Origin of the sequence: Pedobacter steynii, from assembly GCF_900103665.1 — a bacterium.
GTDB lineage: Bacteria > Bacteroidota > Bacteroidia > Sphingobacteriales > Sphingobacteriaceae > Pedobacter > Pedobacter steynii.
In genome coordinates this window covers 396,894-421,208 of the sequence record NZ_FNGY01000003.1, presented here as the reverse complement: position 1 = coordinate 421,208, position 24,315 = coordinate 396,894, and the positions used below count along the sequence as shown (strand labels likewise).

Below are 24,315 nucleotides of genomic sequence, written 5' to 3'. Positions count from 1 at the left end.
ATCAAACTGGGAAGGGGGGAACAACTGCGAAAACTTTCATTTACACTTACTTTATTCATGATTTTCGATGTTTCCTTTACTCCTTATTTGTACTGTTGTTTATTTAAAATTTTGTTACTTTTTTTTGTTCAAAATCTGCCAGGTTTAAATGTCGATAGAGTGAGCGTAATTTTTTTTGCTATTTCCCTGTAAAGTTTGTCGATCGGAAACTTCAAATTAAATCTGTTTAGGAAACAGGATCTCTTAAGTAAACAAAACGTTTCACACCAACACCAGTTGGTTGAGGTATTTGTGTTGCAAGAGCATGGGCAATATAAGTAACCATATTATCTGTTCCATTAAATTGGGGTGGAATGACATCATTTGAATTAAGATAGATACAACAAATTTCTGAACCTGAAGTACAAGTAGGCTTTATCAGAATCAATCTGTAATTCGGCGAGAGAAACGGATCTCCCCAACCCGAGTATACGTACCAATTTGCCATAAGGTAAGGTGCTTTTATGAATCAAAAAACAACAAAAACTTTCATTTATGCTTACTCTGTTCAGGGTTTTCAGCTTTCCCCTCAATCTCGGTTTTTAAAAGCACCAACTTTAAGCGCAGATACAATTTTTTTATGCAATTTCCCAGTAGAATTCGTCGATCAGAACGCACAATAAATCTGTTTAGGAAACAGGACCTCTCAAATAAACAAATCGTTTCACACCAACACCAGTTGGTTGAGGTACCTGTGTTAAAAGTGCATTGGCAATATAAGTAACCATATTATCAGTTCCATTAAATTGGGGTGGAATGACATCATTTGAATTAAGATAGATACAGCAAATTTGTGAACCTACAGTACAAGCAGGTTTTGTCGTAACTAATCTGTAATTCGGTGAGAGAAATGGATCTCCCCAACCCGAATATACGTACCAATTGGCCATAGTGCAGGGTGTTTTTATAAATCAAAAAACAACAAAAACTTTCATTTATGCTTACTCTGTTTAAGGTTTTCAGCTATCCCCTCAATCTCTTTTTTTAAGAATCATCAACTTTAAATGCTGAGACAGTCAATGTTATTTTTATAAAACTCCAGGGCGATATGAATTGCCCTGGAGTTTCATATTGAACTTATTTAAGAAATAGGAGCTCTTAAATAAACAAAGCGTCTCACACCCACGCCTGTTGGTTGAGGGACTAGTGTTACAAGTGCATTCGCAATGTAGGTGGTCATTCCATCAAACTGAGATGGGATTTCATCATTGTCTGCAAGATAGATTGCACAGATTTCTTCACCTGTAGTACAAACAGGTTTTACTGTAGTCGCTCTGTAGTTCGGGGAGAGAAATGGATCTCCGTTGCCTGAATAGGCATACCATTTAGCCATAATATAGGATGCTTTTATGAATCAAAAAACAACAAAAACTTTCATTTATGCTTACTCTGTTCAGGGTTTTCAGCTTTCCCCTCAATCTCTTTTTTTAAGAATCATCAACTTTAAATGCTGAGACAGTCAATGTGATTTTTTATAAAACTCCAGGGCGATATGAATTGCCCTGGAGTTTCATATTGAACTTATTTAAGAAATAGGAGCTCTTAAATAAACAAAGCGTCTCACACCCACGCCTGTTGGTTGAGGGACTAGTGTTACAAGTGCATTCGCAATGTAGGTAGTCATCCCATCAAACTGAGCTGGGATTTCATCATTGTCAGAAAGATAGATCGCACAGATTTCCTCACCGGTAGTACAAACAGGCTTTACTGTAGTCGCTCTGTAGTTTGGTGAGAGAAATGGATCTCCGTTGCCTGAATAGGCATACCATTTAGCCATAATATAGGATGCTTTTATGAATCAAAAAACAACAAAAACTTTCATTTGTGCTTACTCTGTTCAGGGTTTTCAGCTTGCCCCTCAATTTCTGTTTCAAAAGCTACCAACTTTAAATGCTGAGACAGTCAGTGTGATTTTTATAGAACGCCAGGGCGATATGAATTGCCCCGGAATTTTATATTGAACTTATTTAAGAAATAGGAGCTCTTAAATAAACAAAGCGTCTCACACCCACGCCTGTTGGTTGAGGGACTAGTGTTACAAGTGCATTCGCAATGTAGGTGGTCATTCCATCAAACTGAGCTGGGATTTCATCATTGTCAGAAAGATAGATTGCACAGATTTCCTCACCTGTAGTACAAATAGGTTTTACTGTGGTCGCTCTGTAGTTCGGTGAGAGAAATGGATCTCCGTTGCCTGAATAGGCATACCATTTAGCCATAATATAAGATGCTTTTATGAATCAAAAAACAACAAAAACTTTCATTTATGCTTACTCTGTTCAGGGTTTTCAGCTTGCCCCTTGGTACCTGTATTGAGCAGGTTGTACTATAAACTCAACCTTAATTTGCTTTATTCAGGTTTTTATTTTATCTATTACGTTTATAATTACTAGTACTAAATTACTAATGAATTTCTTTTTTTTTTTTATAGGGTCATATGGCTCAATTTCAATTGATTATATGAATGGTGAATTAAGATTTCCTAATTTCAACAATTGCATTTTAGATAGACCAGGCGCTGTACACCTAGTCCCGTAGGCTGTGGTATTAGGGTCATTAGTCCGTTGGAAATATGAGGAAGTAGTGGATCAAGATTGACTTGAGCTGGAACAGTCGTACTGGTGTCATCTAAAAGAACTGCACATACTTTTACACCTGTTGTACAAACAGGCTTTGCTACTGAGTAAAAATAACTACCTGCTTTTTGTGGATCGCCATAAACATATGTATACCAATTTGCCATAATATCTCATGCTTTTATAAATCAAAAAGCAATAAAAACTTTTATTTATGCTTACTCTTTTTAGGGTTTTCAGCACTCCCCGGAAGAATTGTTTCCAATAATCTATATTCCTAAATTACGGATAAGTCTTTATGTTTTTGAGGGTCAAATGTCTCATATTGAGATTTATATATCTTGTGGGCGAATGAAAATGAAAACCGAAAAAAACTAATTTAAATACTCCAGTAGCCCAAGGATATGTTCACTGTCTGCTCCTGTAATCAATTCGCTCTTTGAGAGAAAGGCTTCGAAATGTTTATAGTTCCAGGTGTTATTCCCATGGTAGATGTATACATAAAGGAAAGGAACATGCTCAATTTTAAATAATAGGTTTCTGGAGGAAAGAAAACGAACCACGTGCGAATCTTCGGCAATGTTGCTGTTTTTATATTGGTTCTGCAATAAAATCACCTTTCTGCAAAGGATGGTTCCTTCCCATGGATATGGGAAGGAGAGGTATACTTGTTTTGTCGTGGTATCATAGAGTAAGATACGGGTTAATATACTTGCCTGGTAGCCCTGACCTTTTTCTTGCGTACTGTTAAATTGAAAAGATAGTCGGCTTGAGTGGTACCAGTCATCGTCATCCCAAGTACATACGTATTCGCCTTTGCATTTTACAATAGCTTGATTTCTGGCGTTTCCAAGAGATTCTGTATCTTCTCTTTCTATCGGTAAAATTCTCAAATTAGAATTTTGATGACTTTCGATTACTTTTTTTGTTAAAGTGTCTTTTTTCGGATAAGAAATCACCAGTTCTTTATTCGGGTAATTTTGAGATTCAAAACAATCTATCGCATTTTGCAATAGCTGAGGCCTATTGTTAGTTACACAAATACAAGAGATCAAAGGATAATTAATTGTCATAATTACGATTTTAAAAGTGTAATTCTTCAGCTGTCTGGAATACCTGCTTTATAAATTCATCCAGTTGATTTATTATCTGAGGTATACATATTTCTTTGAGCCAAAGGGTCTTTCAGGTTGAATCCTACCAGTAGCTAAAGCTTTTTTAATGTACTGCTGCATATTTTCTGAGAATGGTTCTGTTGGTCTGAAACCTTCTCCTGCGGCATATATAGCGCATATTTTTTCACCACAGATGCAATTGTGTTTAACGGTAACTTTTACATAACCTGAGCATAATAGAGGGTCTCCTAACCCCATATATGCATACCATGATCTACTCATAATGTTTTTATTTTAAAATTTAAGAAACAAATCCTCTGATTTTATTCTGTAGCTAAACCGACTGGTTAGCCGAATAATCTTCTATGCTTCCTGATGCGGGGGATGTAGACATCCTTACCTCCAGGGGGACAGGGGGGAAAATTGAAACAGGTTGTCCTTTGCCCTTTGCGAGAGAACGGATAATATAAAAAAGCAACCCGGGGGTACCTTCCAGATCTGGTTTTCGTTCCGGATCATTGGGAATTTCATCTGCAAAGATTGCACATAAGTAAGGACCGTCCACGGAAGCAGGTGCTTGTTCCAATATTCTGTAACTGTTAGGGTTGCAGATGTCTAGTTCGTTATTAATAAATTGATACCATGGCATATAATAAGTATTAGTTTTCAGGCCTACTCTGTTTTGGGTTTTCGGCTTTCCCCTCATAGCGTACATTCATCCATTGTATGGCGTGTTTCTTATGTCTAGGATCTTCAAAAGGCTTGAGTGTGGTATTCGTTGCATGCAGCGTGGCAATAAAACCATCTGTATAATCATGAGCAAAAATAGTGGCTCCGGTATTCCAGATATAATCATAATCTTCTCCAATTTGAAGATCTTTAAATGGATGTTCCTGCCAGAAATTTTTACGATATACCATCGTTGCTCCGGACAGCCAGGGATGTTCTCCTTCAGTGTCTGTATACTTCCAGAATTTTCCAACAAGTGGGGAAAAGAAAACAATGGAGTTTAACCCGCATATGTCTGCTTTTGATTCTTCAATAGCTTTGAGTTGATGTACTATCCAATCTGGTGCATACCAGTCATCATCATCCCAGTGCATAATAATTTCGCCTTTTGCAAGTTCACAAGCATAATTTCTCTTGACACCAATACTTCCGATGGGCTCGCTGTAGAAGTAGCGGATGCGGTGATGATCAGGTATGAGATTTTTTACAGATTGTCTTCCGTCGTCTACTATTACCAGTTCAGCATCCTTGTAACTCTGACTTAGAAAGCATTCAATAGCAATGGGGATGAACTTTGATCTGTTCGCTGTTGGCATAATGCAGGATACATAGGGATTACTCATGGTGCTGGATTTTGGGAAGGTGTTTTCCAGGTGGTTCCGGTTTTTTTATGCCGGATTTCTTCAACGGGTTTAATACTCGTATTATGGGCATGAAGAATGGCTACAAAACCTTCGGTGTAATCTAAAGCAAATGTTTTTGCACCTGTATTCCAGACAAAGTCATAATCTTCGCCAACCTGAATATCAATAAACGGATGTTGTTCCCAGAATGACTTCCTGAAGGCCATTGTCGCCCCACATATCCAGGGTTGCTCGTTATCAGTATCTTCATAAAGCCAACGCTTTTCAACCGAAGGAGAGTAGAACAGAACTTTGTTTAGACCGGTGATATCTGCTCCGGAAGTTAATAAAGCATTCACTTGTCTACTGATCCAGTCTGGTGCATACCAGTCGTCGTCGTCCCAGTGCATTATGATTTCTCCTTTTGCTTTTTCACAGGCATTGTTGCGTTTTACACCAACGCTTCCCAGAGGTTCTGAATAAAAATAGCGGATTTTAGAATCATCAGGGATGAGATCTGCAACAGATCTTAGGCCGTCATCGATAATAATCAATTCCGCATTTGAGTAATCCTGCCCAAGGAAATACTGGATAGCAAGCGGGACATATTTTTGCCGGTTTGCTGTGGGCATAATACAAGATACAAGAGGTTGTTCCATCATCTGGGGATAATTTAATGTGTTTTTACCTTTAGTTATGACCTTACGATCAACGATAAAATTATACAAAATATATCCTTGACAATAGGGTCAAATGTCCCATAATTATCTAATTTAAATAGTTTTCAAGATGAATTACTTCCTGTACGGTTTGATTGATATCGTCTATCATATCAGCCTCCTGACAGTAGGAATGAAAGCGTTTCTGCTCCAGGCCATTGGCTGCATAACCTATATAGATGTAAAGATGTGGGGTTTCTGTAATATGATATAAAACATTCTTAGAAGAAAGAAAATGAATGATGGGACCATCATCATCTCTTTCTATATCCATGTAAGTAGCTTCCAGTAATATTTTTTTTTCGCAGAAGAGTGTTTCCTGCCAGTTCCAATAGGCCGAATAATATGTTTTCTGACTGTTGAAATCATATAATAAAATATGCATAAGTATACTGGCTTTGAAAGGACCGTCTTTAATAACGATGTATTGATCAGACAGCCTGTTGATATGATGCCAGTGCTCCTCATTCCAAAAACAGATATAATCACCGCTACAATGTTCAATGACGCTATTTTTTGTCAGGCATAAGCTTTCGTATCGTGGCCTGACGATACTGATGATTTTTATCGTAGAAACAGAAATCATTTGTTCTATGATGGTTTTGCTAAGTAGATCTCCTTCCGGATAAGAAATAATCAATTCTGTATTGGGGTAATCCTGTCTGGCGAAACAGATGATCGAACGCTGTAATACTAAGGGCCGATTGTCGGTAATGCAGATACAAGAGATTAATGGATGCTTATAATTCATAGCTGGGCTTTTTGTCAATAGGGGATTTACTACCTAATTTACCGCTAAACCCATATTCATTATAGGGTCAAATGACCCATAATTGTCTGAAGATTTTAATTGGATAATCGTTTTGTTAATTTGGTTATATGACGTTGATTCCAAATGTTTTTTGTGTTTAGATTTAAATTATTAATAATGAGATTGATAGAAATGGTTAGTAGACATGAGATGCTTCGGTTATGGGCTATAGGGGAGGTTTATGTGGAATTGTTGAATCCTGAAAATAAAGCGACTGCAAACAAGGCCTTGGATTTACTTAACTCTAAGGCTCCTCTTTTAGAAAAGGAAGGGATCGAGCAGGTTTTGAAAAGCCATCATTGGTCTTTGATTGATTTTATTCCTAAAGATACGGTATGGTATAGAGCGGTTCTGGAGGTAAATAAATTTGAATTTAATAAGCTGAATACTTTACCGGTGGCAGATCTGGCCAGAATTACCAATAATACTTTTCGTTTGGCTTATGCTGCAACTATTGTAGTAAAAAGACCAGATTTGAATCCCAGAATTAATGGGATTATCAATGCAATGAAGAAGAGGAGGCAGGAGGTACAGTTTTCAGGAATTACTTTGCTAGCGAAAGGAATAGATGGTCCTTATACCATTTTAGAAGGAAATGGGCGACTGATTAGTCTATACCATCTGGAATTCATTGAAAAACTGAAGATCAGTGATAATGGAGAGATCGAAGTATTGATTGGATTATCTGAATTTGGAATTGTGTGATGGTTTTTTGTTTTTTAAATTGACCTGATTAATAAAGAGGCTAAAGAACATAGTTATCGAGGCTTGTCAATTCCTCTATATCTTTTTGAGTACTTTCTTCAAGGGCAAGACTATTGTAGAGATGGATGTTGAAATAATTTTCTTCTAAACAGTTTTCTCCATGAAAAATATGTACGTAGAGATAGGGGTCATTGATGATCGGAAAAAGATTATTGTTAGCTGCTAACTGATAAATAAGGGTCTCAGCTTCTCCTTTTTCTTTATCCAGATAAGGATATCTGATTAAAACTGCTCTGTCACAGAACAAAGTCCCTTCCCAAAGTTTTGAGCCTGAATAACAGATTTTTTTATCTTTGAAGTGTAGAATGATAATATTTGTGCAAACACTTGCTTTAAAAGGACTGTTTTTAATTACTTGGTATTGATGACTAATTCTGTTGTTACTATACCAATCATCATCATCCCAGACGCAGATAAAATCACCGTTGGCGGCCACAACAGCTTTATTTCTGGCAGTACCCAGTTTTTCAGTCGCCGCACGTTCTAACCGAACAATATTTATATCTGAAATGGTACTGATCTGGTTAATGAGAATTCTGGAAACTGAATCATTTTCCGGGTATGAAATGACCAATTCTTTATTTGGATACTCTTGGGTTTCAAAGCAAGCAAGAGCTCTTTGGAGCAATAAGGGGCGGTTGTTCGTAATACAAATGCAGGAAACCAGTGGGAGTTGTTTGTTCATAACAAAATAGCAAACTGATGAGGGCAATAAACTTTTATTCTTTTAGTTTTAAAGATCTGTTTTTAGATATTGATCGAGACTGATCGACTTTTGAATGCTCTTGTTATCGTTTTCTTCAATCGGTATACTTTGCAATAAAAAATGTTCAAATAAACTGCTTGCCATTGTATTATCGCTATGATATACATATACATAAAGATGTGGCATTTCAGTAATGTAGTATAGCACATTTCCTGACGATAGGAAGAAAAGAAGTGCATTCCATTCATTCTTGTTGGAATCGAGGTATTTTTTTTTCAATAGAATTTCTTTCTCACAGAGTAAGGAACCCTCCCAGCCCCGTTGACAAGAGTAATAAGTTTCTTTACCTTCCGCATCATAAATTAATACATTTGCCAAAATACTGGCTTTAAACGGCCCGTCCTTGATGACATTGTATTGGTGAGATAACCGGTGTGAATTATGAAAATCATCGTCATCCCAAATGCAGATAAATTCTCCTTTGGCCAGCTCAATGGCCTTATTTCTTGCCATTCCTAGGGTCTCGAAGACCGGGCGCTCTATTCTAAGGAATTTGTTTGCGAATATTTTTTCCATATGATCTAGCAGATTTTTTGTAGGCAAATCATTGTCGGGGTAAGAAATGACCAGTTCTCTGTTCTGGTACTCTTGTCGCATGAAGCAGGCAATAGTCCGCTGTAAAAAAAGTGGTCGTTCTCTGGTAATACAAATGCACGAAATTAACGGGTTCTGCTTGTTCATTTAATTTAATGTTAGGTATTGTCTTAACTCTATGTTTCTAAGCTAACTGTAAATTCAACTTTCTAATAGGGCCAAATGACTCAAAATGAATTTTTACGGTCGCAGAAGAAGATAGTAAACCCAGTCTGATGAAATGGATTTTAACCGCCAAAAAAAGAAGTATGTGCACTTAGGTCAATGGCTTTTAGTACCTCTGAATTTACGGCTTCATTCATGCGTTTTCCTTCGGAAAAATAAGATCTGAAATGGTTTTCTCCCCAGGTATTATTTCCGTGGTAGATATAGACATAGAGGTTTGGCTTTTCAATAATCCGGAATAAGACATTTGTAAACAATAAATAATGAAGAACAAAAGTATCTTCTCCTTTTTCGAGATCAAGGTAGCCAGTTTTAAGAATCGTTTGTTTTTTACATAGTAATGTTCCTTCCCAATCCCGGTAACCAGAATAATAAGTTTCTTTGTTTTTAACATCATGCATGAGGACATTCATGAGTATACTTGCTTTGAAAGGGCCATTTTCAATTACCGAAAACTGCTGTGATAGTCTATTGGGATGGTGCCAATCGTCATCATCCCATATGCAGATATATCTACCGTTTGCAGCAAGTATTGCACTATTCCTGGCCAAACCTAATGTTTCTTCTCTTTTGCGTTCTATTTTAACAATTTGTATTGCGGAAAGTAAGCTTATTTGATCAATCAGATTCTCTGTTAGAAAATCACCTTCAGGATAGGAAATGACAAGTTCTTTTCTTGGATAATCCTGTGTTCCAAAACAGGAAAGTGCTCTTTGAAGCAGTTGAGGTCTGTTGTTGGTGATGCAGATACATGATATTAGGGGGAGGTCGTTGTTGCTCATGATAAAAAACATTTATGGAAATTTCTGCCGAATTTTACGTTATTAAAAATGATATGACTATAACGTAGGTCTTATGGTATAATAATTTAGATTAGTCATTTCCTGAATCTGCTGGTTAATGTCTTCTTCCAGCAGCTTGCTTTGGAGAAAGTAAGAGTTAAAATGGCCTTCTCCCCATGTATTACTGCCGTGGTAGATATAGACATAAAGATGGGCCATTTCTATAATTCGAAATAGTACATTTCTGGACGAGAGGAAATAAACAACCGAAGTGTCTTCTCCTCTTTCCAGCTCCAGATAACGGGTCTTGAGCATTGTTTCCTTCTCACATAATAGGGTTCCTTCCCAATCCCGGTAACCGGAATAGTAAGTTTCTTTATCAACGGAATCATACATCAGTATATTCATTAGAATGCTGGCTTTGAAAGGGCCATTTTCAATTACCGAATACTGTTGTGACAATCTATTAGGATGATGCCAATCGTCATCGTCCCATACACAGACAAATTCCCCGTTTGCAGCTGAAATGGCATAATTCCTTGCTACTCCTAATTTTTCGTTCTCAGACCGTTCAATTCTAACCATTTTTATATTTGAAAGATCTTGTATCTGATCAAGAACGCCTTTGGTAAGTAAGTCATTTTCCGGGTAAGAGATCACAAGCTCTTTCATTGGATAATCTTGGCTGTCAAAACAGGCAATAGCTCTTTGCATGAGGAGGGGTCTGTTGCTTGTGATACAAATGCAGGAGATCAGGGGATTTTCTCTTTTCATAATATTGTGATTTTTCAGGTGATTGTACGGTCTAAATTACTTGTAAATCTCCCTCTTTGACAGGGTCAAATGTCCCAAAATAGAGTAGGATTTCATACTGTTGAGAACTCCTCTTTATCTTAGGTCATCACTTAAAAGTATTAGGTATGAAAATTAAATTCTTTGCAAATTATGACAGATCAGAGAATCTTTTAAAAAGGTTTATGGCAAATTATGATGTGTACGATCAGGTCTTGCAATTTACCATTGGGGAGGATTATGATATCGCCGTGGTTTTTAATAGAACCAATCAGGAAATAAACAATACGGCAAAAGTAATTGCTGTTATTCAGGAACCATCTTGGAGTCCTATCCATCGTAATAATCAGTTTTTAACAAACAGTGATTATCTGATTGTTCATGATCATGAGTTGTTTGAGAATTTATACGAGATGGAACTGGGGAGAAAAATTTTTGAAGCTCCTTCTTATATGTTCTACCATGATCACGTTGACCGGTCTTTCTTTTTTGCGAATGAAGAGGTTGAAAAAACGAAAAAGTTGTCGATGATTGTGTCTTCTCTGGCAATGGACGTCGGCAATTATGCAAAACGGTTACGCCTGGTCCGTAGAATACTAGCCTCTGATCTGGATATTGATATTTACGGAAAGGGCTTTAATATTTCTGATGAGAGGTATAAGGGGATGGTGGAATTTAAACATACGGCACTATTGCCCTACGAATATTCCATTGCCATAGAAAATTCTAACGAGAAGAATTATATCACTGAAAAATTTGTCGATTGTGCACTGTGTAATACCATTCCTATTTACAGTGGCGCTCCTAATGTCGCCGAGGTTTATAATAAAAATTATTTTCGGATTATCAATCTCGATAGCCCTACAATTGTTGATGACATCAAAGAAATTATTAAGGTTCCTGCTCCAAAACAAGATTTGGATAGTAATAAAAACCGTTACTTTCAACAAAGAAACCTGTATAGTTTAATCAAAGAGATTGTGAAGACTATCCGTAGTTAGATCACGATCCTGATGTTATTTTCGATCCATTTGGTTTTAACTTATTGCCTGTTATTTTATAAATCCTATGAAAATAAACGACCGTTTTTTTAAAAAAATAATATTTGAAATTGATACTTGTAGCCCTCAGGCTATAGATCGGAAATTAGAAAATGAAACATTCAAACTATGGCCTGATCCAATTTTATTATCAGAGATATCTGGAAATATTGGAGCATTCCTGGTTAGGGCTATTCTGAACAAACTAAAGGTTAATGAGCATCATGTGTTCAGATGGAGGCTGGAACATAAATACTGGCAATATCAGATTTTAAACCACTATGCTCCTAATTGCATGGCTAAAACTTTTAGCGTTTCTCAAGTTCTATCCGAAAATAACGGAGTTAAAAAGATTAGAGAATTATGCGAAAATGGTTTTTTTATTAAATCAACTTTAGGGGATGGATCAGGCAGAGCAAATAATTTTGATAGGACAGCAGAATTGAATGATATTATCGATCTCTGTCAAAAAGAATATGATCCTCAGGAAAAATGGATCTTGCAAAAGAGATTGAATCTTATCGAAGAATTTAGGATACATACCTTTAACAGAGATATCATACATGGTCTGACCTTTATAATAGAAGGTTCGAGTTTTTCGAACAGTATTTCCGCTGAGATGTTTGTTAAAGGTGTATTAGAAAAAATGCCTGATACAATTTTGCAGGGTACTTTGGTTGGATGGGACATTGGAATAACGAATACTTGTGAATATTATGTGATTGAGGCAAATATTACCGGATTCCATCCAGAATTTAATCGTGGATTTCAAACAAGCGGGTATTTTGGGGAACCTGACTATAGCTCAATAATGTGTGCCTGGCTTAATAACTATTTTAGAAGTAAGCATCATATTTCAATAGGTTCAATAGAAGACGATTTGTTCTCAAGTGATCCATTTTACAAAGAATTTATGTTTTACTCATCAATATTAAAGAGTGAACACTTTGAAATTCTTAAAAATAAAACAAAAGATACTCAGCTCTCAGCTATCTTATATTTAGCAGACAGTATTGCGCCGCTTTTAGTAAAGTTAGTGAGCTATATGCAAATAGCTAATTTTGTTAAAAGATACTATTTGGTTGTAAGCGAAAAAAAATATCCTGGAATAGAAAGATTTTTTATAGGTAATGACCGTGTTAAGGTTCTAGCCGAGAATATGTTGTTTACGCCCGACGAGTATTTGTTAGTCAGTCAGTTGGGAGATGAAAGAAGGAAGCAGATGTGCTTTTCTCATGCAGCTCGTATAATTAAGGAAGAGCTCTATTTTACAATTTAATGTTGTAGATGTTCAGAAAAGAGATTTTAGCACCAGTAAAAAAGGCTAGAATTAGCGAAGTACTAAAAACTCATTTGAACCAAAATGGGTTTTTAGTACTAATATAGCCGCTTTTTTTACTCAATAAAACTTAATTTTATTTATACATTTCTGCTCTTAATTGAGCAACATCATCACTTGTAATGTACTCATCATAGCTCATCATCTTATCAATTACTCCTTTAGGAGTCAACTCAATCACTCTCGTTGCCACAGACTCCGTTAACGCATGATCTCGTGAAGTAAACAATGCTGTCCCTTTGAAATCCTTCAATCCATTATTTAACGCCGTGATGGACTCTAAATCCAGGTGATTCGTTGGCTCGTCAAATAACAACAAGTTCGCATGTCTCAACATCATCTGAGAGAACATACAACGCATTTTCTCACCACCTGATAAAACCTTCACATTTTTCAATACTTCTTCACCAGAGAACAACATTCTTCCTAAGAAACTTCTTACAAACTGTTCATCCTGATCCGTACCTGAATATTCACGCAACCAATCTACCAGATTCTCATCTTTTCCTTCAAAATAAGGCGTGTTGTCATTCGGGATATCGGCCACATTAATCGTTACCCCAAATTTAAACTCTCCTGTATAATTCTTCTCACGACCGGTTAATACATTATAGAATGCGGTAGTGGCAAGGCTATTCTGAGAAAGAACAGCAATCTTATCACCTTTATTTACCATGAAGCTGACGTTCTTAAACATCACTTCTCCATTTAAACTATTCGATAAATTCTCGATCTGTAAGATCTGATCTCCCGCTTCTCTGCCCAGATTGTTGAACAAGATCGCAGGGTATTTTCTGCTGGAAGCTTTAATCTCAGAAATATCGATTTTATCTAAAGCTTTCTTACGTGAAGTTGCCTGTTTAGATTTCGATGCATTCGCACTAAAGCGCTGAATAAATTCCTGAAGCTCTTTAACTTTCTCTTCCAGTTTTTTATTCTGATCACTGCGTTGTTTCAAAGCAAGCTGACTTGACTCATACCAGAAGGTATAGTTACCAGAGTAAGTGCTCATTTTGCTAAAGTCAATATCAACGATATGCGTACATACTGCATCTAAAAAGTGCCTATCGTGAGATACCACCAATACGATGCTTTGATAGTCTGCAAGGAAGTTTTCTAACCAGGCAATGGTATCAATGTCCAAATCGTTGGTAGGCTCATCCAGTAAAAGGATATCCGGGTTACCAAATAAAGCCTGTGCCAATAACACACGTACTTTCTGGTTACCGTCTAACTCTTTCAGTTGTTTATAGTGGTGTTCTTCTTTGATACCTAAGTTGCTCAACATGGTTGCTGCATTGCTTTCCATGTTCCAACCGTCCATTTCTGCAAACCTGTTTTCCAGCTCACCCGCACGTTCACCATCTTTATCTGTGAAATCTTCTTTCAAATAAATGGCATCTTTCTCCTTCATGATGTCGTACAATTCCTTGTGACCCATCATTACTGTTTCAATCACCGTAAATTCATCAAACTCATAGTGGTTTTGTTTTAAAACCGCCATACGTTCGCCGGGAGTAAAAGCCACACTACCAGAAGTCTGGTTTACTTCACCTGAAAGAATTTTAAGGAACGTTGATTTACCTGCGCCGTTAGCCCCAATTACCCCATAGCAGTTGCCATGAGTGAATTTTAGGTTCACATCTTCAAATAAAGTACGTTTTCCGTAACGGAGGGATAAGTTTGAAACTGAAATCATATTGCTGAAAAATAAGCCGCAAAGGTAGTTATAATTTATAAAATGATTTGACTCGGGATTTATTAGTTTTGATCTTTAAATTTCAATGACTTGACACGCGACGAATTAACAGCAAGATTGAATGCTTCTATGGAAGCGAGAATGGTGCAAATCCTGACCGGAATTGCCGATCGTAAATTAGAAAGCCCGGAACAGTATGATCAGATAAAAGACCTGATCGACCTCACTTTTCATCCAAAGAAAGAAGTGGGATTCAGGGCAGCATGGACGCTCGAATATATCTTTATGAACCACCATTGCGCCGGAGATCACCTCGACGACCTGCTCAGCCGTTTTCCGGAACAGAAAAATCAGAGCTGTATGCGCCACTACGGTAAAATCCTTGCCTACCTAACGGGCAAGAAGTCAACAGGATTACACCCCGGACAGCTGGAGAAAATTGATTTTGATCCAATTATTGATGTGCTCTTCGGCTGGTTGATTGATGAAAAAGTACTTGTGGCGACAAAAGTTCATGCCATGCAGACTTTGGCTAATCTGACTCCGCGTTATACCTGGATCAAAGATGAATTGCTGCAAACCATAACTCATTTGGAAGATCTGGAAAGTATTGCCTTTTTCGGAAGGGCAAAACAGATCAGAAAGGCCCTCAAAAAAATAAAGGTCGAAAACAATGACCTTTAGCAAACAAAAGAGCAGGCGATAATGCTAATTTTGCCAATGACAATAATTACATCAAGCGTAAGAAAGATCCATGGAAAAAGAAATAGATATATTAAGTCGCATTATTAAACGTCGCCGCAGCATTTTCCCTGTCAGCTATACCAAACAGGAGATTCCTGTGGAACTGATCAGGCAGATCCTGGAAAGTGCCAATTATGCGCCTACACATAAATTAACTGAGCCCTGGCGTTTCACGGTCTTCAGAAATGAAGGTAAAATGAAACTGGGAGCAGAGCTGGCCAGATTGTATAAGGCAACGATGCCGGAGCACCAGTTCCTGCAAAAGAAATACGACAGCATTTTGGAGAAAGCAGCGCAGGCCAATTGTATCATTACCTTAAACGCCGCATTACACACGGATAAAGTTCCTGAATGGGAAGAATTGGCTGCATTAGCCTGTGCAGTACAGAACATGGCGCTTACTACTGAAGCTTTAAACATTGGTGCTTACTGGAGTTCCCCGGGAATGATCGAAGATTTGAAGGGTTTCTTAAACCTTAGTGATCAGGAGAAATGTTTCGGACTTTTCTACATGGGATACCACAATGAGGCACCAAGAGAAGCGAAAAGAACACCCATTGAAGATAAAGTTAAATGGGTAGAATCATAATTTATGCAGGACATTAAAGAAAAACTATACCTCCTTTGTTTGAGCTTTGTCGAACAAAGAATCCAGACGGCCGAAACGGCCTTGGAGCAGTCGCGGGAAGCAAGTAATGACGATACAAAGAGCAGTGCCGGAGATAAGTTTGAAACCACACGTGAGATGATGGCGCAGGACATTTCCAGGAGCAAAAGTCTGTTGATGGATGCACAGCAAAACCTGCAGCTTTTAAACGCGATTAAAGACACACCGGAAAATGACAGGGTAAGGAACGGAAACCTGGCTTATACTTCGCAGGGCGCTTTTTACATCAGCATTAGCGCCGGACAACTACATCTGGATGGAGAAAGTATTTTCGCCATTTCTGCGGCCTCGCCGATTGGTAAGCTACTTATAGGAAAGCAAAAAGGAGATACCTTTGCTTTCAATGGCAAAGATTATCTCCTCAATAATATTATTTAAAACTTTTGTTGATGCTGTTATATAGATTTCGGGCTGTATAGGTTCCGGGATCTATAATACGGCGGATCGTAAACAAAGGATAGTTCGGATCCCGTTTTGTAGACAAGATAAAAGCAGCCTTAAAGCCATGTTCTTTAAGCTTGTGAAGGTTCTCCGCTTTTGAAACTCCATAAGGATAAGCGAAATATTCCACTTTTTTACCGGTAATGGTTTCCAGAGTTTTCGTCGGTTTATCAATCTGAATTTCCCAGTCTTCATCTGTAAACTGAGCAAAATTCTTATGATTCCAGGTATGACTGGCGATCACATGTCCCTCATCAGAAAGCTCTTTAATCTGAGCCTTGTTCATGTAACGTGGCCTGCCGATAGAAACGGTCATGATGAAAAAAACGCCTTTAAAACCATGTTTCTTTAACTCTTTGGCACCTACAGTATACTGATCCAGGTCCGTATCATCAAAGGTGATCATAATTGGTTTTTCAGGAAGTTTCTTTCCATAATTCAGGTAATCATACAACTCATCCGGCAAAATGGTATGGTAACCGCTATCCGCCAGCATTTTTATATGCTGACTGAAATTTGCCGGTGGAATGATGTCATCATGGGCACGTTTGGAATCGCTGGCTTTCCAATCCCTGATCTGGTGGTAGCAAAGCACAGGAACTTCCTTTTTTGCGATTACCTCTGCTGCGGTAGCAGCCTTGCTACTTAAACTATCTTTAACAACATTTGTACTGGCTGATGCAGAAACATCGGTGGCGATAGTATTTTCTTTACCTGCCTGGCTACTGCCAATACAAGCGGAAAGGCTCAATGCCGAGAAAGCGGCCACTTTTAATAAGGTACTTTTCATAGGAATATCTTCTGTAGATAGATGCTCAACTTAGAAGCTGTTTTTAATGCTGTTGCTTAATGTTTTTGAACTCCAGTAACCGCTGGCAATGATTCTTCTGATGGTAAATAAAGGATTATTTTCATCACGCTTGGTCGCCAGGATAAAGGCCGATTTCATCCCTCTTTTTTTAAGCTCAGGAATGGCTTCCGGATTCCACAATCCAAAAGGGTAGGCGAAATGGTGGATATTCTTTCCGGTGATCTCTTCTAAAGTCTTTGTTGGTTTTTCAATTTGTGTTACCCAATCCTGTCCCTGGTATTTTTTAACATTATGGTGATCCCAGGTATGAGAACCGATTACATGGCCCATATCAGAAAGCGCTTTTACCTGATCTCTGCTCATGTAGTTTGGCCTGCCCAGAGAAACGGTCATCACAAAGAATACTCCTTTGAATCCATATTTTTTCATTTCCGGAGCGGCAATGGTAAACTGATCCAGGTCGGTGTCGTCAAAAGTCAGCATGATCGGCTTGCTCGGCAATTTTGCACCATTGTTCAAATAATCATATAGCTGATCAGGAAGAATCGTATGGTAACCACTATCGGCCAGCATTTTCATGTGATCTTTGAATGTCGCAATAGGAATGATATAATCTTTGGCTCCTTTGGAGTCTTTAGCCCTCCAGTCGCGTACCTGATGATAACATAATATAGGGACCTGCTTGCGGGCAAGTATGGTTTTCGCATCAGCAACTTTCATTTTCGAGATGTCGCCGGTAGATGCCTGACCTTCCTCAGCAGCAGAAGTATTTGTGCCATCTGTCGTTGTAGTCAGCGTATCTTTCGTATTTTTGTCGGTGCCATTGCTTTGTGATTTTGACTGGCATCCTGCAGTAAAAATTACCGCCGCAGCGAAAAGTGGTAAGAAGGAGTATTTCATAAATAAGTATTTGATACAAAACTAAAAAATCAATCCTGATTTACTCATTAAATTTGTAAAGGATAATCTGCCTTGTCTTTCCAATGTGTTTTGGATGTTTGCGTATTCCTATAACCTTCACCTGACGTTCTGTTGACTTAAGAAAGGCCTTTGAAAGGACCGTCAGACCAATCATGAACCTATCAACCTCCTATCGAAGATCAAAGGAAGGTCAATTATACGATAACGCATCTTTAGCACATTTGAAGAGGGCCTGAACAACATAACAGCGGAAACTATCGCATTTATTACAAAGAAGGATTTACTATTCCGTCGTTAATCGATAATTTAGACGGTTTATTAAAAGGCACAAATGAAGAAACTTTACACACCACTATTATTGTCGCTTTGTATGGGGTATAGTGCGATGGCACAAACTAAAACCTTCACCATTACAGAGTCAACAGTAGCTGCACCGAAAGCCAATTACCAGTTGGCATCGAGATTTTCACCAGCAAAGCTTAAGAAAATGGTTTACTCCACCGCAGTAGATCCACACTGGCTGAAACTGAGCAATCGTTTTTGGTATGAATATGAAACGCCATCAGGAAAAGAATGGTATCTTGTAGATCCATCTGCGAAAACCAAAAAGAAAATTTTTGATAATGCAAAACTTGCAGCAGAAATCACCACGATTATTCGCGATCCTTTTGATGCGCAACACCTGCCTTTAGAAAACCTGAAATTCTCCGCTGATGAAAAAGCGGTAACCTTCGAAGTAAAAAGCTCCATTGATGAGCTTAAAAAAGATAGAAAAGATAAAAAAGCTGCTGATTCTATGCAGAAAAAGGTCTATTTCTTCAATTATGTATTGGCTAGTGCCAAGCTAACTGAAGTGTCTAACTACGAAAAGCCTAAAGCAAAACCTAGCTGGGGTTCCGTAGCACCAGATTCTTCAGCCATCATCTTTACCAGGAACTATAACCTGTATTGGATGGATAAGGCAAATTATAAAAAAGCCGTTAAGAACGAAGAAGACAGTACAATTGTAGAAAATCAATTGACTAAAGACGGATTGAAATTCTATTCTTATGGAAGCAATGGCGATGGCGAAAACAACGAAGAGAACGAAAAGAACAATAAAAAGAGAAGACGGGCCTATGTATTATGGTCGCCGAATTCTAAGTATTTTGTATTAAACAGATCGGATAGCCGAAAGGTGAAAGACCTTTGGGTAATCAATAACATCAGCGCTGGAAGACCAACACTGGAAACTTATAAATACCAGATGCCTGGTGAGCCGGAAGCACCAATCGATGAAATGTTGCTGTTCGACTTCAGCGCTAAAACGTACAAAAAGCTAAACACCGCGGCTTTTAAAGACCAGAGTGTTTCTGCATGGGGAGCTCCATCACTAAATAAAGACAGAGATAACGAATTCAGACCTTCCATCTGGCTGGGAAATAATAGCAAGATCTATTTCTCAAGAACGAGCAGAGATTTGAAAAGAGTAGACGTTTGTACGGTAGATATCCATACCGGAACAGTGACTCCGCTAATTGATGAACGCTTTAACACTTATGTGGAAGTGAACCGGCCGGGATTGGTAAATGATGGCAAAGAAATTATCCACTGGTCGGAACGCGACGGATGGGGACATTTTTACCTGTTCGATGCTGCGGGAAAACTGAAAAATCAAATTACCAAAGGTGCTTTCCATTGTGAAGATATCGTCAATGTAGATGAGAAAAACAGGGTGCTTTATTTTACTGCCAATGGCAGAGAAAGTAAAGAAGACCCTTACTATGTGCATTTATACCGCATCAACTTTGATGGTTCCGGAATCAAATTGCTAAACGCCGGCGACTTTGACCATGCAATTAGCATGAATGACGAAGCGAAATTCTTTGTAGACAACTTCTCCAGAGTAAATACAACACCTAAAGCAGTGGTGATGGACAACAATGGAAGAGTGGTAATGAACCTGGAAACGACAGATCTTTCCCTGTTAATGGCGACAGGTTATAAATTCCCTGAACCGTTTAAGGTGAAAGCTGATGATGGCATCACGGATATTTATGGCGTAATGTACAAACCATTTGATTTTGATCCCAAAAAGAAATACCCGATCATCGAGTACGTTTATCCAGGTCCTCAAACGGAAGCGGTAAATAAAGCTTTCAGCAAAAGCATGGACAGAACAGAACGTCTGGCGCAGTTTGGTTACATTGTGATCACAGTAGGTAACCGTGGTGGTAATCCTGCCAGGTCCAAATGGTACCATACCTTTGGTTATGGAAACCTGCGTGATTATGGATTGGCAGATAAAAAAGCTGCGGTTGAGCAATTGGCCGATAGAAATTCTTTTATCGATGCAAGCAGGGTAGGGATTACAGGACATTCTGGTGGTGGCTTTATGTCGACTGCCGCGATGCTGGTTTATCCTGATTTCTTTAAAGCAGCAGTATCCAATGCAGGCAACCATGACAATAGCATTTATAACCGTTGGTGGAGTGAGAAACACCACGGGGTGAAAGAAATCATTTCCGCAAAGGGCGATACGACCTTTAAATATAGCATTGACAAAAATCCTGACCTGGCTAAAAACCTGAAAGGACACTTGATGCTAATGACAGGTGATATCGACAATAACGTACACCCTGCTAATACCATCAGAGTGGCAAATGCCCTGATGAAAGCAGGAAAAAGATTTGAATTTGTAATCGTTCCTGGTCAACGTCATGGTTTCGGCGATTTAACCGAATATACGTTCTGGAAATTGGCAGACCATTTCAATAAATACCTGATTGGAGATTTCTCGCAAACAGATCAGATAGATGTAGTGGAGATGGAAAGAGAAATAGAACAGAAAAAATAATTTTACTTTAAAATAGCCTATGTGCTTTGCGTCCTCAAATCTTTTGAAAGAAAGATTTGCATGTCCTTAAAGCACATAGGCTATTTTATTTCAAATGATGCATTTATATTGTCGGCAATACGCTGCGTGAATTCTGGATTTAACTTTGGGCCATTTCTGGTGAAATATCTGAAATGAATGGCGTCTAAAGAATTTCTTCCATGATTTACGTAAATATAGAGGTCATAAATGTCTTCAATATGATGAAGGTAATTTTTTGACTCCAGAAATTTAATAAGGAGGATATCCTCTAGCCGGTTCGTGGCTAAGTACGGATGTTCTTTTATGAGCATTTTGTCGCATAAAAGGGTCCCGCTCCAATTGTAAGAGGCAGATAGGTAAGCGATATTTGCAGTTTTATTGTACAATACAACTCTCCTGATCATGCTGGCCTTGTATGGTATATTGTGGTGTTGAATTGCTGCCATCTGGTAAGTAAGCCGCTCCCGATGATGCCAGTCGTCATCGTCCCAGGTACAGATATAGTCTCCTTTTGCTTCTATGATGGCCAGATTTCTTGCCGCTCCTAAGCTCATCTCTTCCTTACGTTCTACCTGTATAATATTCAATTGAGAAAGCTTGATGACTTTTTCTACCAAATTTTTGGTGAGGTGATCTGTCTTGGGATAAGAAATTACCAATTCTTTATGAGGATAATCCTGATGTTCAAAATTGATGATGGCATTGAGTAGCTGTTGTGGTCGGTTATGTGTAATACAGATACAGGAAATTAAAGGATGCTGAGGTTTTGCGTTCATGGAAGAAGTTTAATAATGTAATTTAATGAAGATTTTAGACCTCTGATAGGGACATTTGTCCCAAAAGCAACAGAGTAAAACCATAGATTCAAATTCTTTGTAACTTGAGTAAATTCACTTATTAACGCTAGTTATGAAGATACATTTGATCAGCTATGGAGACATGAGATATGAAGTGCAACGGGAATTCTTTAAGGAGTCTGCATTATTCTCTTCCTTCTTTGATGAAGTAACGATGTTTACCAATGAAGATCTTGAGGTAACATTTACAGAGAGATTTTATGAAATTTTGCAATTTTCCAAAGGTGGGGGATACATGATTTGGAAACCTTACTTTATAAAAAGAGTACTTGATCTTCTTGAAGAAGGAGATATTCTGATCTATTGCGATGCGGGCTGTATGATTAATGACTGGGGTAAGGAAAGATTCAAAGAATATATTGAAAAGTTAATTTCATCAGAAACCGGGATCATCACATTTGAGATGGAACTCAAAGAATACCAGTATACTAAAAGAGAGGTATTCGAATATTTTAATGTTTCTAAAGAGATCATCAATTCGAAACAAATCATTTCCGGAATTATCCTGATTAGAAAGTGTACACATACTTGCATGATGATAGACAAATGGAATCAAACTTTATATGATAATCCTTGGCTTTTTACCGATAAATTAGATCCCGAATCCCAACATCCTGATTTTATTGCTCATCGTCATGATCAAAGCATCTTTAGTGTAATACTGAAAATGTATGGTGCAGAAGTGTTGCCAGATGAAACTTACTTTGACGATTTTATGAGAGAAGGACAGTTCTTTCCGTTTTGGGCTACCCGGATGGGATATTTTTAACCTATACTTTTAATATATTAAAAATTCAGTACCCTCATTAAGCATTTTTTGAATAATCTCATTAAAACTGTTATTGAATCTGAAACTTTTTCTTGTAAAGTATCTAAAGTGTTGGTGATCAATTGTATTTGTTCCATGATAAACGTAAATGTATAACAGAAACGTATCATCAATGCGCTTTAGTAATTTTTTAGATTCCAAAAACCTGATCAGGTCGATATCTTCCAAGAGATGAACAGACGGATACGGATTTTGTAAGAGAATAGATCTGCGACATAAAAGTGTCCCCCCCCAATTGTATAACCGCGTTAAGTAGGCCCTTTTCATTAGGTTATCATACAATGTGATTCTTGATAATATACAAGCCTGGTAATTTGTTCCAGCTGTTTCTAAAGTATTTACCTGGTATTTCAGTCTGTCTGGTGCATGATAATCATCATCATCCCAAATGCAAACATATTCACCTTTTGCGGTGCTAATCGCAATATTCCTTGCTGTTCCCAGTGGATCTTTTACACTACGCTCAACTGCTGTTATTTTTAGTAAATCATGTTTTGATACTTTTTCAATAAGATCTTTAGTGGATATGTCGTCGTCTGTGTGCGAAATAATTAATTCTCTATTGATATAAGTCTGATCCCTAAAATTAGCGATTGCTTGTAGAAGCTGCTGTGGCCGTTTATACGTGATACATATACAAGAAATTAAAGGTTGGTGGCGATTATTTTGAGTTTCATTTTTCATGACTGATTTCTATTTGTCAGAAAGCTTTGTCTGCACCCTGATGGAATAGCAATTTAATTAGGATTATTAAATTGAAATAGGGTCAAATGTCTCATAATTATTGCTCACAGTATTTTTGGAAAACTTGTTCCTATTTTCATTAAAAATAGATTTTTATGCAAATAAAACTAATTAGTTATGGTGATTTCCGCTATGAAACACAGCGGGAGTTTTTTAGAGAAACAGCGGTTTCATCTTCTTTCTTTGACGACGTGACTATTTTTTCCAACGAAGACATGACGTCTGAGTTTCTCACAGAATTTTATGATATACTCAATCATACGGATAGAGGAAGCTTTGCCTGGAAACCTTATTTCGTGAAAAGAACGCTTGACGAAATCGAAGAGAATGATATCCTGGTTTATTGCGATGCAGGATGTATGATTAATAGTTGGGGGAAAGAGCGCTTCAACCAGTATATAGAGAAACTAATTGCCTCCGAAACCGGAATTCTTGCTTTTGAAATAAATCATAAAGAGTATGAGTACACTAAAAAAGAAGTATTTGAATATTTTAACTCAACGGAAGTGGTTACTCATTCTAAACAGGTCATTGGAACCATTTTTTTAGTAAGAAAATGTACGCATTCTGTCAGCTTAGTAAATAGATGGTATCATGTTTTACAAGACAATCCTAAACTATTTACTGATGAGCTAAATCAGGAGCTTCAGGATCCTGGCTTTATAAATCACAGGCATGACCAAAGCATATGGAGTATAATCCTTAAAACTTATGGAGCTGATATTCTTTCTGATGAGACCCATTTTAAAGATCTTATCAGAGATGGGCACTCTTTTCCATTGTGGGCTGCAAGATTAGGACGTTTTGATCCTTTTTACATCGCTGTATCCGGAGCGCATTCCGTCTATGAGATCAAGGTGGTGACAGATCCTTAAAATCCGTGCTTGATC

At 37.8% G+C, this 24,315-nt stretch carries 27 protein-coding genes; 9 read left to right on the top strand and 18 right to left on the bottom strand.

The genetic code is table 11. The features are described 5' to 3' along the window. Positions 1-226 precede the first annotated feature (226 nt). The 9 genes from BLQ87_RS33490 to BLQ87_RS10060 form a co-directional block, all read right to left on the bottom strand. Complete coding sequence (locus BLQ87_RS33490; RefSeq protein WP_143010403.1) at positions 227-487, bottom strand: hypothetical protein; 261 nt, start codon at positions 485-487, stop codon at positions 227-229. A gap of 633 nt (positions 488-1,120) precedes the next feature. After that, entirely contained in the window at positions 1,121-1,372 is a 252-nt protein-coding gene (locus tag BLQ87_RS10105; protein WP_074606066.1) for a hypothetical protein, read from the bottom strand. A 634-nt stretch (positions 1,373-2,006) separates the two neighbouring features. Next, positions 2,007-2,258, bottom strand: a complete 252-nt coding sequence (locus BLQ87_RS10095) for a hypothetical protein (protein WP_074606062.1) — start codon at positions 2,256-2,258, stop codon at positions 2,007-2,009. Between the two features lie 731 nt (positions 2,259-2,989). Continuing rightward, the gene (locus tag BLQ87_RS10085) at positions 2,990-3,688 is read right to left on the bottom strand and encodes a glycosyltransferase family 2 protein (protein WP_074606058.1); all 699 of its coding nucleotides are present in this window, start codon (positions 3,686-3,688) and stop codon (positions 2,990-2,992) included. Positions 3,689-3,760: 72 nt separating this feature from the next. Further along, on the bottom strand, positions 3,761-4,012 hold the full coding sequence (locus BLQ87_RS10080; protein WP_074606056.1) for a hypothetical protein: 252 nt from the start codon (positions 4,010-4,012) through the stop codon (positions 3,761-3,763). Between the two features lie 52 nt (positions 4,013-4,064). Further along, entirely contained in the window at positions 4,065-4,379 is a 315-nt protein-coding gene (locus tag BLQ87_RS10075) for a hypothetical protein (protein WP_074606054.1), read from the bottom strand. A gap of 10 nt (positions 4,380-4,389) precedes the next feature. Continuing rightward, positions 4,390-5,082, bottom strand: coding sequence for a glycosyltransferase family 2 protein (locus BLQ87_RS10070; RefSeq protein ID WP_083361784.1), 693 nt, complete (start codon positions 5,080-5,082; stop codon positions 4,390-4,392). Beyond that, positions 5,079-5,744, bottom strand: coding sequence for a glycosyltransferase family 2 protein (locus BLQ87_RS10065; RefSeq protein ID WP_143010402.1), 666 nt, complete (start codon positions 5,742-5,744; stop codon positions 5,079-5,081). Before BLQ87_RS10065 ends, BLQ87_RS10070 begins: the two co-directional genes overlap by 4 nt. Before the next feature lie 106 nt (positions 5,745-5,850). Beyond that, positions 5,851-6,552 carry a glycosyltransferase family A protein gene (locus BLQ87_RS10060; RefSeq protein ID WP_074606048.1) on the bottom strand — a complete coding sequence of 234 codons (702 nt, stop codon included), beginning with the start codon at positions 6,550-6,552 and terminating at the stop codon, positions 5,851-5,853. 177 nt (positions 6,553-6,729) lie between these two features. Between BLQ87_RS10060 and BLQ87_RS10055 the strand changes: the two genes are divergently transcribed. Continuing rightward, entirely contained in the window at positions 6,730-7,317 is a 588-nt protein-coding gene (locus tag BLQ87_RS10055; RefSeq protein ID WP_143010401.1) for a hypothetical protein, read from the top strand. A 40-nt stretch (positions 7,318-7,357) separates the two neighbouring features. On the opposite strand, the gene BLQ87_RS10050 is transcribed toward BLQ87_RS10055, so the two are convergent. The 4 genes from BLQ87_RS10050 to BLQ87_RS10035 all read right to left on the bottom strand — a co-directional run bounded on the left by BLQ87_RS10050 (position 7,358) and on the right by BLQ87_RS10035 (position 10,458). Then, complete coding sequence (locus BLQ87_RS10050; RefSeq protein ID WP_074606045.1) at positions 7,358-8,062, bottom strand: glycosyltransferase family 2 protein; 705 nt, start codon at positions 8,060-8,062, stop codon at positions 7,358-7,360. A 48-nt stretch (positions 8,063-8,110) separates the two neighbouring features. Next, on the bottom strand, positions 8,111-8,824 hold the full coding sequence (locus BLQ87_RS10045; protein WP_074606042.1) for a glycosyltransferase family 2 protein: 714 nt from the start codon (positions 8,822-8,824) through the stop codon (positions 8,111-8,113). 140 nt (positions 8,825-8,964) lie between these two features. Next, the gene (locus BLQ87_RS10040) at positions 8,965-9,684 is read right to left on the bottom strand and encodes a glycosyltransferase family 2 protein (protein WP_172664759.1); all 720 of its coding nucleotides are present in this window, start codon (positions 9,682-9,684) and stop codon (positions 8,965-8,967) included. Between the two features lie 57 nt (positions 9,685-9,741). After that, complete coding sequence (locus tag BLQ87_RS10035; RefSeq protein ID WP_074606038.1) at positions 9,742-10,458, bottom strand: glycosyltransferase family 2 protein; 717 nt, start codon at positions 10,456-10,458, stop codon at positions 9,742-9,744. A gap of 146 nt (positions 10,459-10,604) precedes the next feature. Here BLQ87_RS10035 and BLQ87_RS10030 point away from each other — a divergent pair, with 146 nt between their 5' ends. Both BLQ87_RS10030 and BLQ87_RS10025 read left to right on the top strand, forming a co-directional pair. After that, positions 10,605-11,477 carry a glycosyltransferase family 10 domain-containing protein gene (locus BLQ87_RS10030; protein ID WP_074606036.1) on the top strand — a complete coding sequence of 291 codons (873 nt, stop codon included), beginning with the start codon at positions 10,605-10,607 and terminating at the stop codon, positions 11,475-11,477. A 67-nt stretch (positions 11,478-11,544) separates the two neighbouring features. Next, positions 11,545-12,795 carry a hypothetical protein gene (locus BLQ87_RS10025; RefSeq protein ID WP_074606034.1) on the top strand — a complete coding sequence of 417 codons (1,251 nt, stop codon included), beginning with the start codon at positions 11,545-11,547 and terminating at the stop codon, positions 12,793-12,795. A 136-nt stretch (positions 12,796-12,931) separates the two neighbouring features. Here the strand turns inward: BLQ87_RS10025 and BLQ87_RS10020 are convergent, their stop codons facing one another. Beyond that, positions 12,932-14,554: an ABC-F family ATP-binding cassette domain-containing protein gene (locus BLQ87_RS10020; RefSeq protein ID WP_074606031.1), complete on the bottom strand. Its 1,623-nt coding sequence runs from the start codon at positions 14,552-14,554 to the stop codon at positions 12,932-12,934. A 90-nt stretch (positions 14,555-14,644) separates the two neighbouring features. Between BLQ87_RS10020 and BLQ87_RS10015 the strand changes: the two genes are divergently transcribed. From BLQ87_RS10015 to BLQ87_RS10005, 3 genes are all read left to right on the top strand, one after another. Next, the gene (locus BLQ87_RS10015; RefSeq protein ID WP_143010400.1) at positions 14,645-15,238 is read left to right on the top strand and encodes a hypothetical protein; all 594 of its coding nucleotides are present in this window, start codon (positions 14,645-14,647) and stop codon (positions 15,236-15,238) included. A 70-nt stretch (positions 15,239-15,308) separates the two neighbouring features. Beyond that, positions 15,309-15,887 (top strand): nitroreductase family protein, encoded by a 579-nt coding sequence (locus BLQ87_RS10010; protein WP_074606026.1) that lies wholly within the window; start codon positions 15,309-15,311, stop codon positions 15,885-15,887. A 3-nt stretch (positions 15,888-15,890) separates the two neighbouring features. After that, positions 15,891-16,343 (top strand): 3-oxoacyl-ACP synthase, encoded by a 453-nt coding sequence (locus tag BLQ87_RS10005; protein ID WP_074606024.1) that lies wholly within the window; start codon positions 15,891-15,893, stop codon positions 16,341-16,343. Here BLQ87_RS10005 and BLQ87_RS10000 read toward each other — a convergent pair. Together BLQ87_RS10000 and BLQ87_RS09995 are read right to left on the bottom strand one after the other, a co-directional pair. Then, on the bottom strand, positions 16,336-17,196 hold the full coding sequence (locus tag BLQ87_RS10000; protein ID WP_074606022.1) for a polysaccharide deacetylase family protein: 861 nt from the start codon (positions 17,194-17,196) through the stop codon (positions 16,336-16,338). The two genes, BLQ87_RS10005 and BLQ87_RS10000, sit on opposite strands and share 8 nt — an antisense overlap. Before the next feature lie 30 nt (positions 17,197-17,226). Beyond that, positions 17,227-18,117 (bottom strand): polysaccharide deacetylase family protein, encoded by an 891-nt coding sequence (locus tag BLQ87_RS09995; protein WP_074606020.1) that lies wholly within the window; start codon positions 18,115-18,117, stop codon positions 17,227-17,229. Positions 18,118-18,469: 352 nt separating this feature from the next. On the opposite strand from BLQ87_RS09995, the gene BLQ87_RS09990 reads away from it, so the two are divergent. Beyond that, positions 18,470-20,974, top strand: coding sequence for a S9 family peptidase (locus tag BLQ87_RS09990; protein ID WP_083361783.1), 2,505 nt, complete (start codon positions 18,470-18,472; stop codon positions 20,972-20,974). A gap of 80 nt (positions 20,975-21,054) precedes the next feature. Here the strand turns inward: BLQ87_RS09990 and BLQ87_RS09985 are convergent, their stop codons facing one another. Beyond that, positions 21,055-21,771: a glycosyltransferase family 2 protein gene (locus BLQ87_RS09985; protein ID WP_074606016.1), complete on the bottom strand. Its 717-nt coding sequence runs from the start codon at positions 21,769-21,771 to the stop codon at positions 21,055-21,057. 133 nt (positions 21,772-21,904) lie between these two features. Here BLQ87_RS09985 and BLQ87_RS09980 point away from each other — a divergent pair, with 133 nt between their 5' ends. Beyond that, positions 21,905-22,621, top strand: a complete 717-nt coding sequence (locus BLQ87_RS09980; protein WP_074606013.1) for a hypothetical protein — start codon at positions 21,905-21,907, stop codon at positions 22,619-22,621. 9 nt (positions 22,622-22,630) lie between these two features. On the opposite strand, the gene BLQ87_RS09975 is transcribed toward BLQ87_RS09980, so the two are convergent. Beyond that, entirely contained in the window at positions 22,631-23,365 is a 735-nt protein-coding gene (locus tag BLQ87_RS09975; RefSeq protein WP_074606011.1) for a glycosyltransferase family 2 protein, read from the bottom strand. A 155-nt stretch (positions 23,366-23,520) separates the two neighbouring features. Here BLQ87_RS09975 and BLQ87_RS09970 point away from each other — a divergent pair, with 155 nt between their 5' ends. Next, positions 23,521-24,300, top strand: coding sequence for a hypothetical protein (locus BLQ87_RS09970; RefSeq protein ID WP_074606009.1), 780 nt, complete (start codon positions 23,521-23,523; stop codon positions 24,298-24,300). Positions 24,301-24,315: the final 15 nt, after the last annotated feature.

What these genes read in the sequence shown, in the direction of transcription:
- BLQ87_RS10095 (WP_074606062.1), bottom strand. Translation starts at nt 2,258, where the DNA reads ATGGCTAAATGGTATGCCTATTCAGGCAACGGAGATCCATTTCTCTCA.
- BLQ87_RS10040 (WP_172664759.1), bottom strand. Translation starts at nt 9,684, where the DNA reads ATGAGCAACAACGACCTCCCCCTAATATCATGTATCTGCATCACCAAC.
- BLQ87_RS10085 (WP_074606058.1), bottom strand. Translation starts at nt 3,688, where the DNA reads ATGACAATTAATTATCCTTTGATCTCTTGTATTTGTGTAACTAACAAT.
- BLQ87_RS10000 (WP_074606022.1), bottom strand. Translation starts at nt 17,196, where the DNA reads ATGAAAAGTACCTTATTAAAAGTGGCCGCTTTCTCGGCATTGAGCCTT.
- BLQ87_RS10060 (WP_074606048.1), bottom strand. Translation starts at nt 6,552, where the DNA reads ATGAATTATAAGCATCCATTAATCTCTTGTATCTGCATTACCGACAAT.
- BLQ87_RS09980 (WP_074606013.1), top strand. Translation starts at nt 21,905, where the DNA reads ATGAAGATACATTTGATCAGCTATGGAGACATGAGATATGAAGTGCAA.
- BLQ87_RS10105 (WP_074606066.1), bottom strand. Translation starts at nt 1,372, where the DNA reads ATGGCTAAATGGTATGCCTATTCAGGCAACGGAGATCCATTTCTCTCC.
- BLQ87_RS10045 (WP_074606042.1), bottom strand. Translation starts at nt 8,824, where the DNA reads ATGAACAAGCAGAACCCGTTAATTTCGTGCATTTGTATTACCAGAGAA.
- BLQ87_RS10075 (WP_074606054.1), bottom strand. Translation starts at nt 4,379, where the DNA reads ATGCCATGGTATCAATTTATTAATAACGAACTAGACATCTGCAACCCT.
- BLQ87_RS09970 (WP_074606009.1), top strand. Translation starts at nt 23,521, where the DNA reads ATGCAAATAAAACTAATTAGTTATGGTGATTTCCGCTATGAAACACAG.
- BLQ87_RS10025 (WP_074606034.1), top strand. Translation starts at nt 11,545, where the DNA reads ATGAAAATAAACGACCGTTTTTTTAAAAAAATAATATTTGAAATTGAT.
- BLQ87_RS10050 (WP_074606045.1), bottom strand. Translation starts at nt 8,062, where the DNA reads ATGAACAAACAACTCCCACTGGTTTCCTGCATTTGTATTACGAACAAC.
- BLQ87_RS10055 (WP_143010401.1), top strand. Translation starts at nt 6,730, where the DNA reads ATGAGATTGATAGAAATGGTTAGTAGACATGAGATGCTTCGGTTATGG.
- BLQ87_RS10010 (WP_074606026.1), top strand. Translation starts at nt 15,309, where the DNA reads ATGGAAAAAGAAATAGATATATTAAGTCGCATTATTAAACGTCGCCGC.
- BLQ87_RS09975 (WP_074606011.1), bottom strand. Translation starts at nt 23,365, where the DNA reads ATGAAAAATGAAACTCAAAATAATCGCCACCAACCTTTAATTTCTTGT.
- BLQ87_RS09985 (WP_074606016.1), bottom strand. Translation starts at nt 21,771, where the DNA reads ATGAACGCAAAACCTCAGCATCCTTTAATTTCCTGTATCTGTATTACA.
- BLQ87_RS10005 (WP_074606024.1), top strand. Translation starts at nt 15,891, where the DNA reads ATGCAGGACATTAAAGAAAAACTATACCTCCTTTGTTTGAGCTTTGTC.
- BLQ87_RS10020 (WP_074606031.1), bottom strand. Translation starts at nt 14,554, where the DNA reads ATGATTTCAGTTTCAAACTTATCCCTCCGTTACGGAAAACGTACTTTA.
- BLQ87_RS10035 (WP_074606038.1), bottom strand. Translation starts at nt 10,458, where the DNA reads ATGAAAAGAGAAAATCCCCTGATCTCCTGCATTTGTATCACAAGCAAC.
- BLQ87_RS10065 (WP_143010402.1), bottom strand. Translation starts at nt 5,744, where the DNA reads ATGATGGAACAACCTCTTGTATCTTGTATTATGCCCACAGCAAACCGG.
- BLQ87_RS33490 (WP_143010403.1), bottom strand. Translation starts at nt 487, where the DNA reads ATGGCAAATTGGTACGTATACTCGGGTTGGGGAGATCCGTTTCTCTCG.
- BLQ87_RS09990 (WP_083361783.1), top strand. Translation starts at nt 18,470, where the DNA reads ATGAAGAAACTTTACACACCACTATTATTGTCGCTTTGTATGGGGTAT.
- BLQ87_RS10080 (WP_074606056.1), bottom strand. Translation starts at nt 4,012, where the DNA reads ATGAGTAGATCATGGTATGCATATATGGGGTTAGGAGACCCTCTATTA.
- BLQ87_RS09995 (WP_074606020.1), bottom strand. Translation starts at nt 18,117, where the DNA reads ATGAAATACTCCTTCTTACCACTTTTCGCTGCGGCGGTAATTTTTACT.
- BLQ87_RS10070 (WP_083361784.1), bottom strand. Translation starts at nt 5,082, where the DNA reads ATGAGTAATCCCTATGTATCCTGCATTATGCCAACAGCGAACAGATCA.
- BLQ87_RS10030 (WP_074606036.1), top strand. Translation starts at nt 10,605, where the DNA reads ATGAAAATTAAATTCTTTGCAAATTATGACAGATCAGAGAATCTTTTA.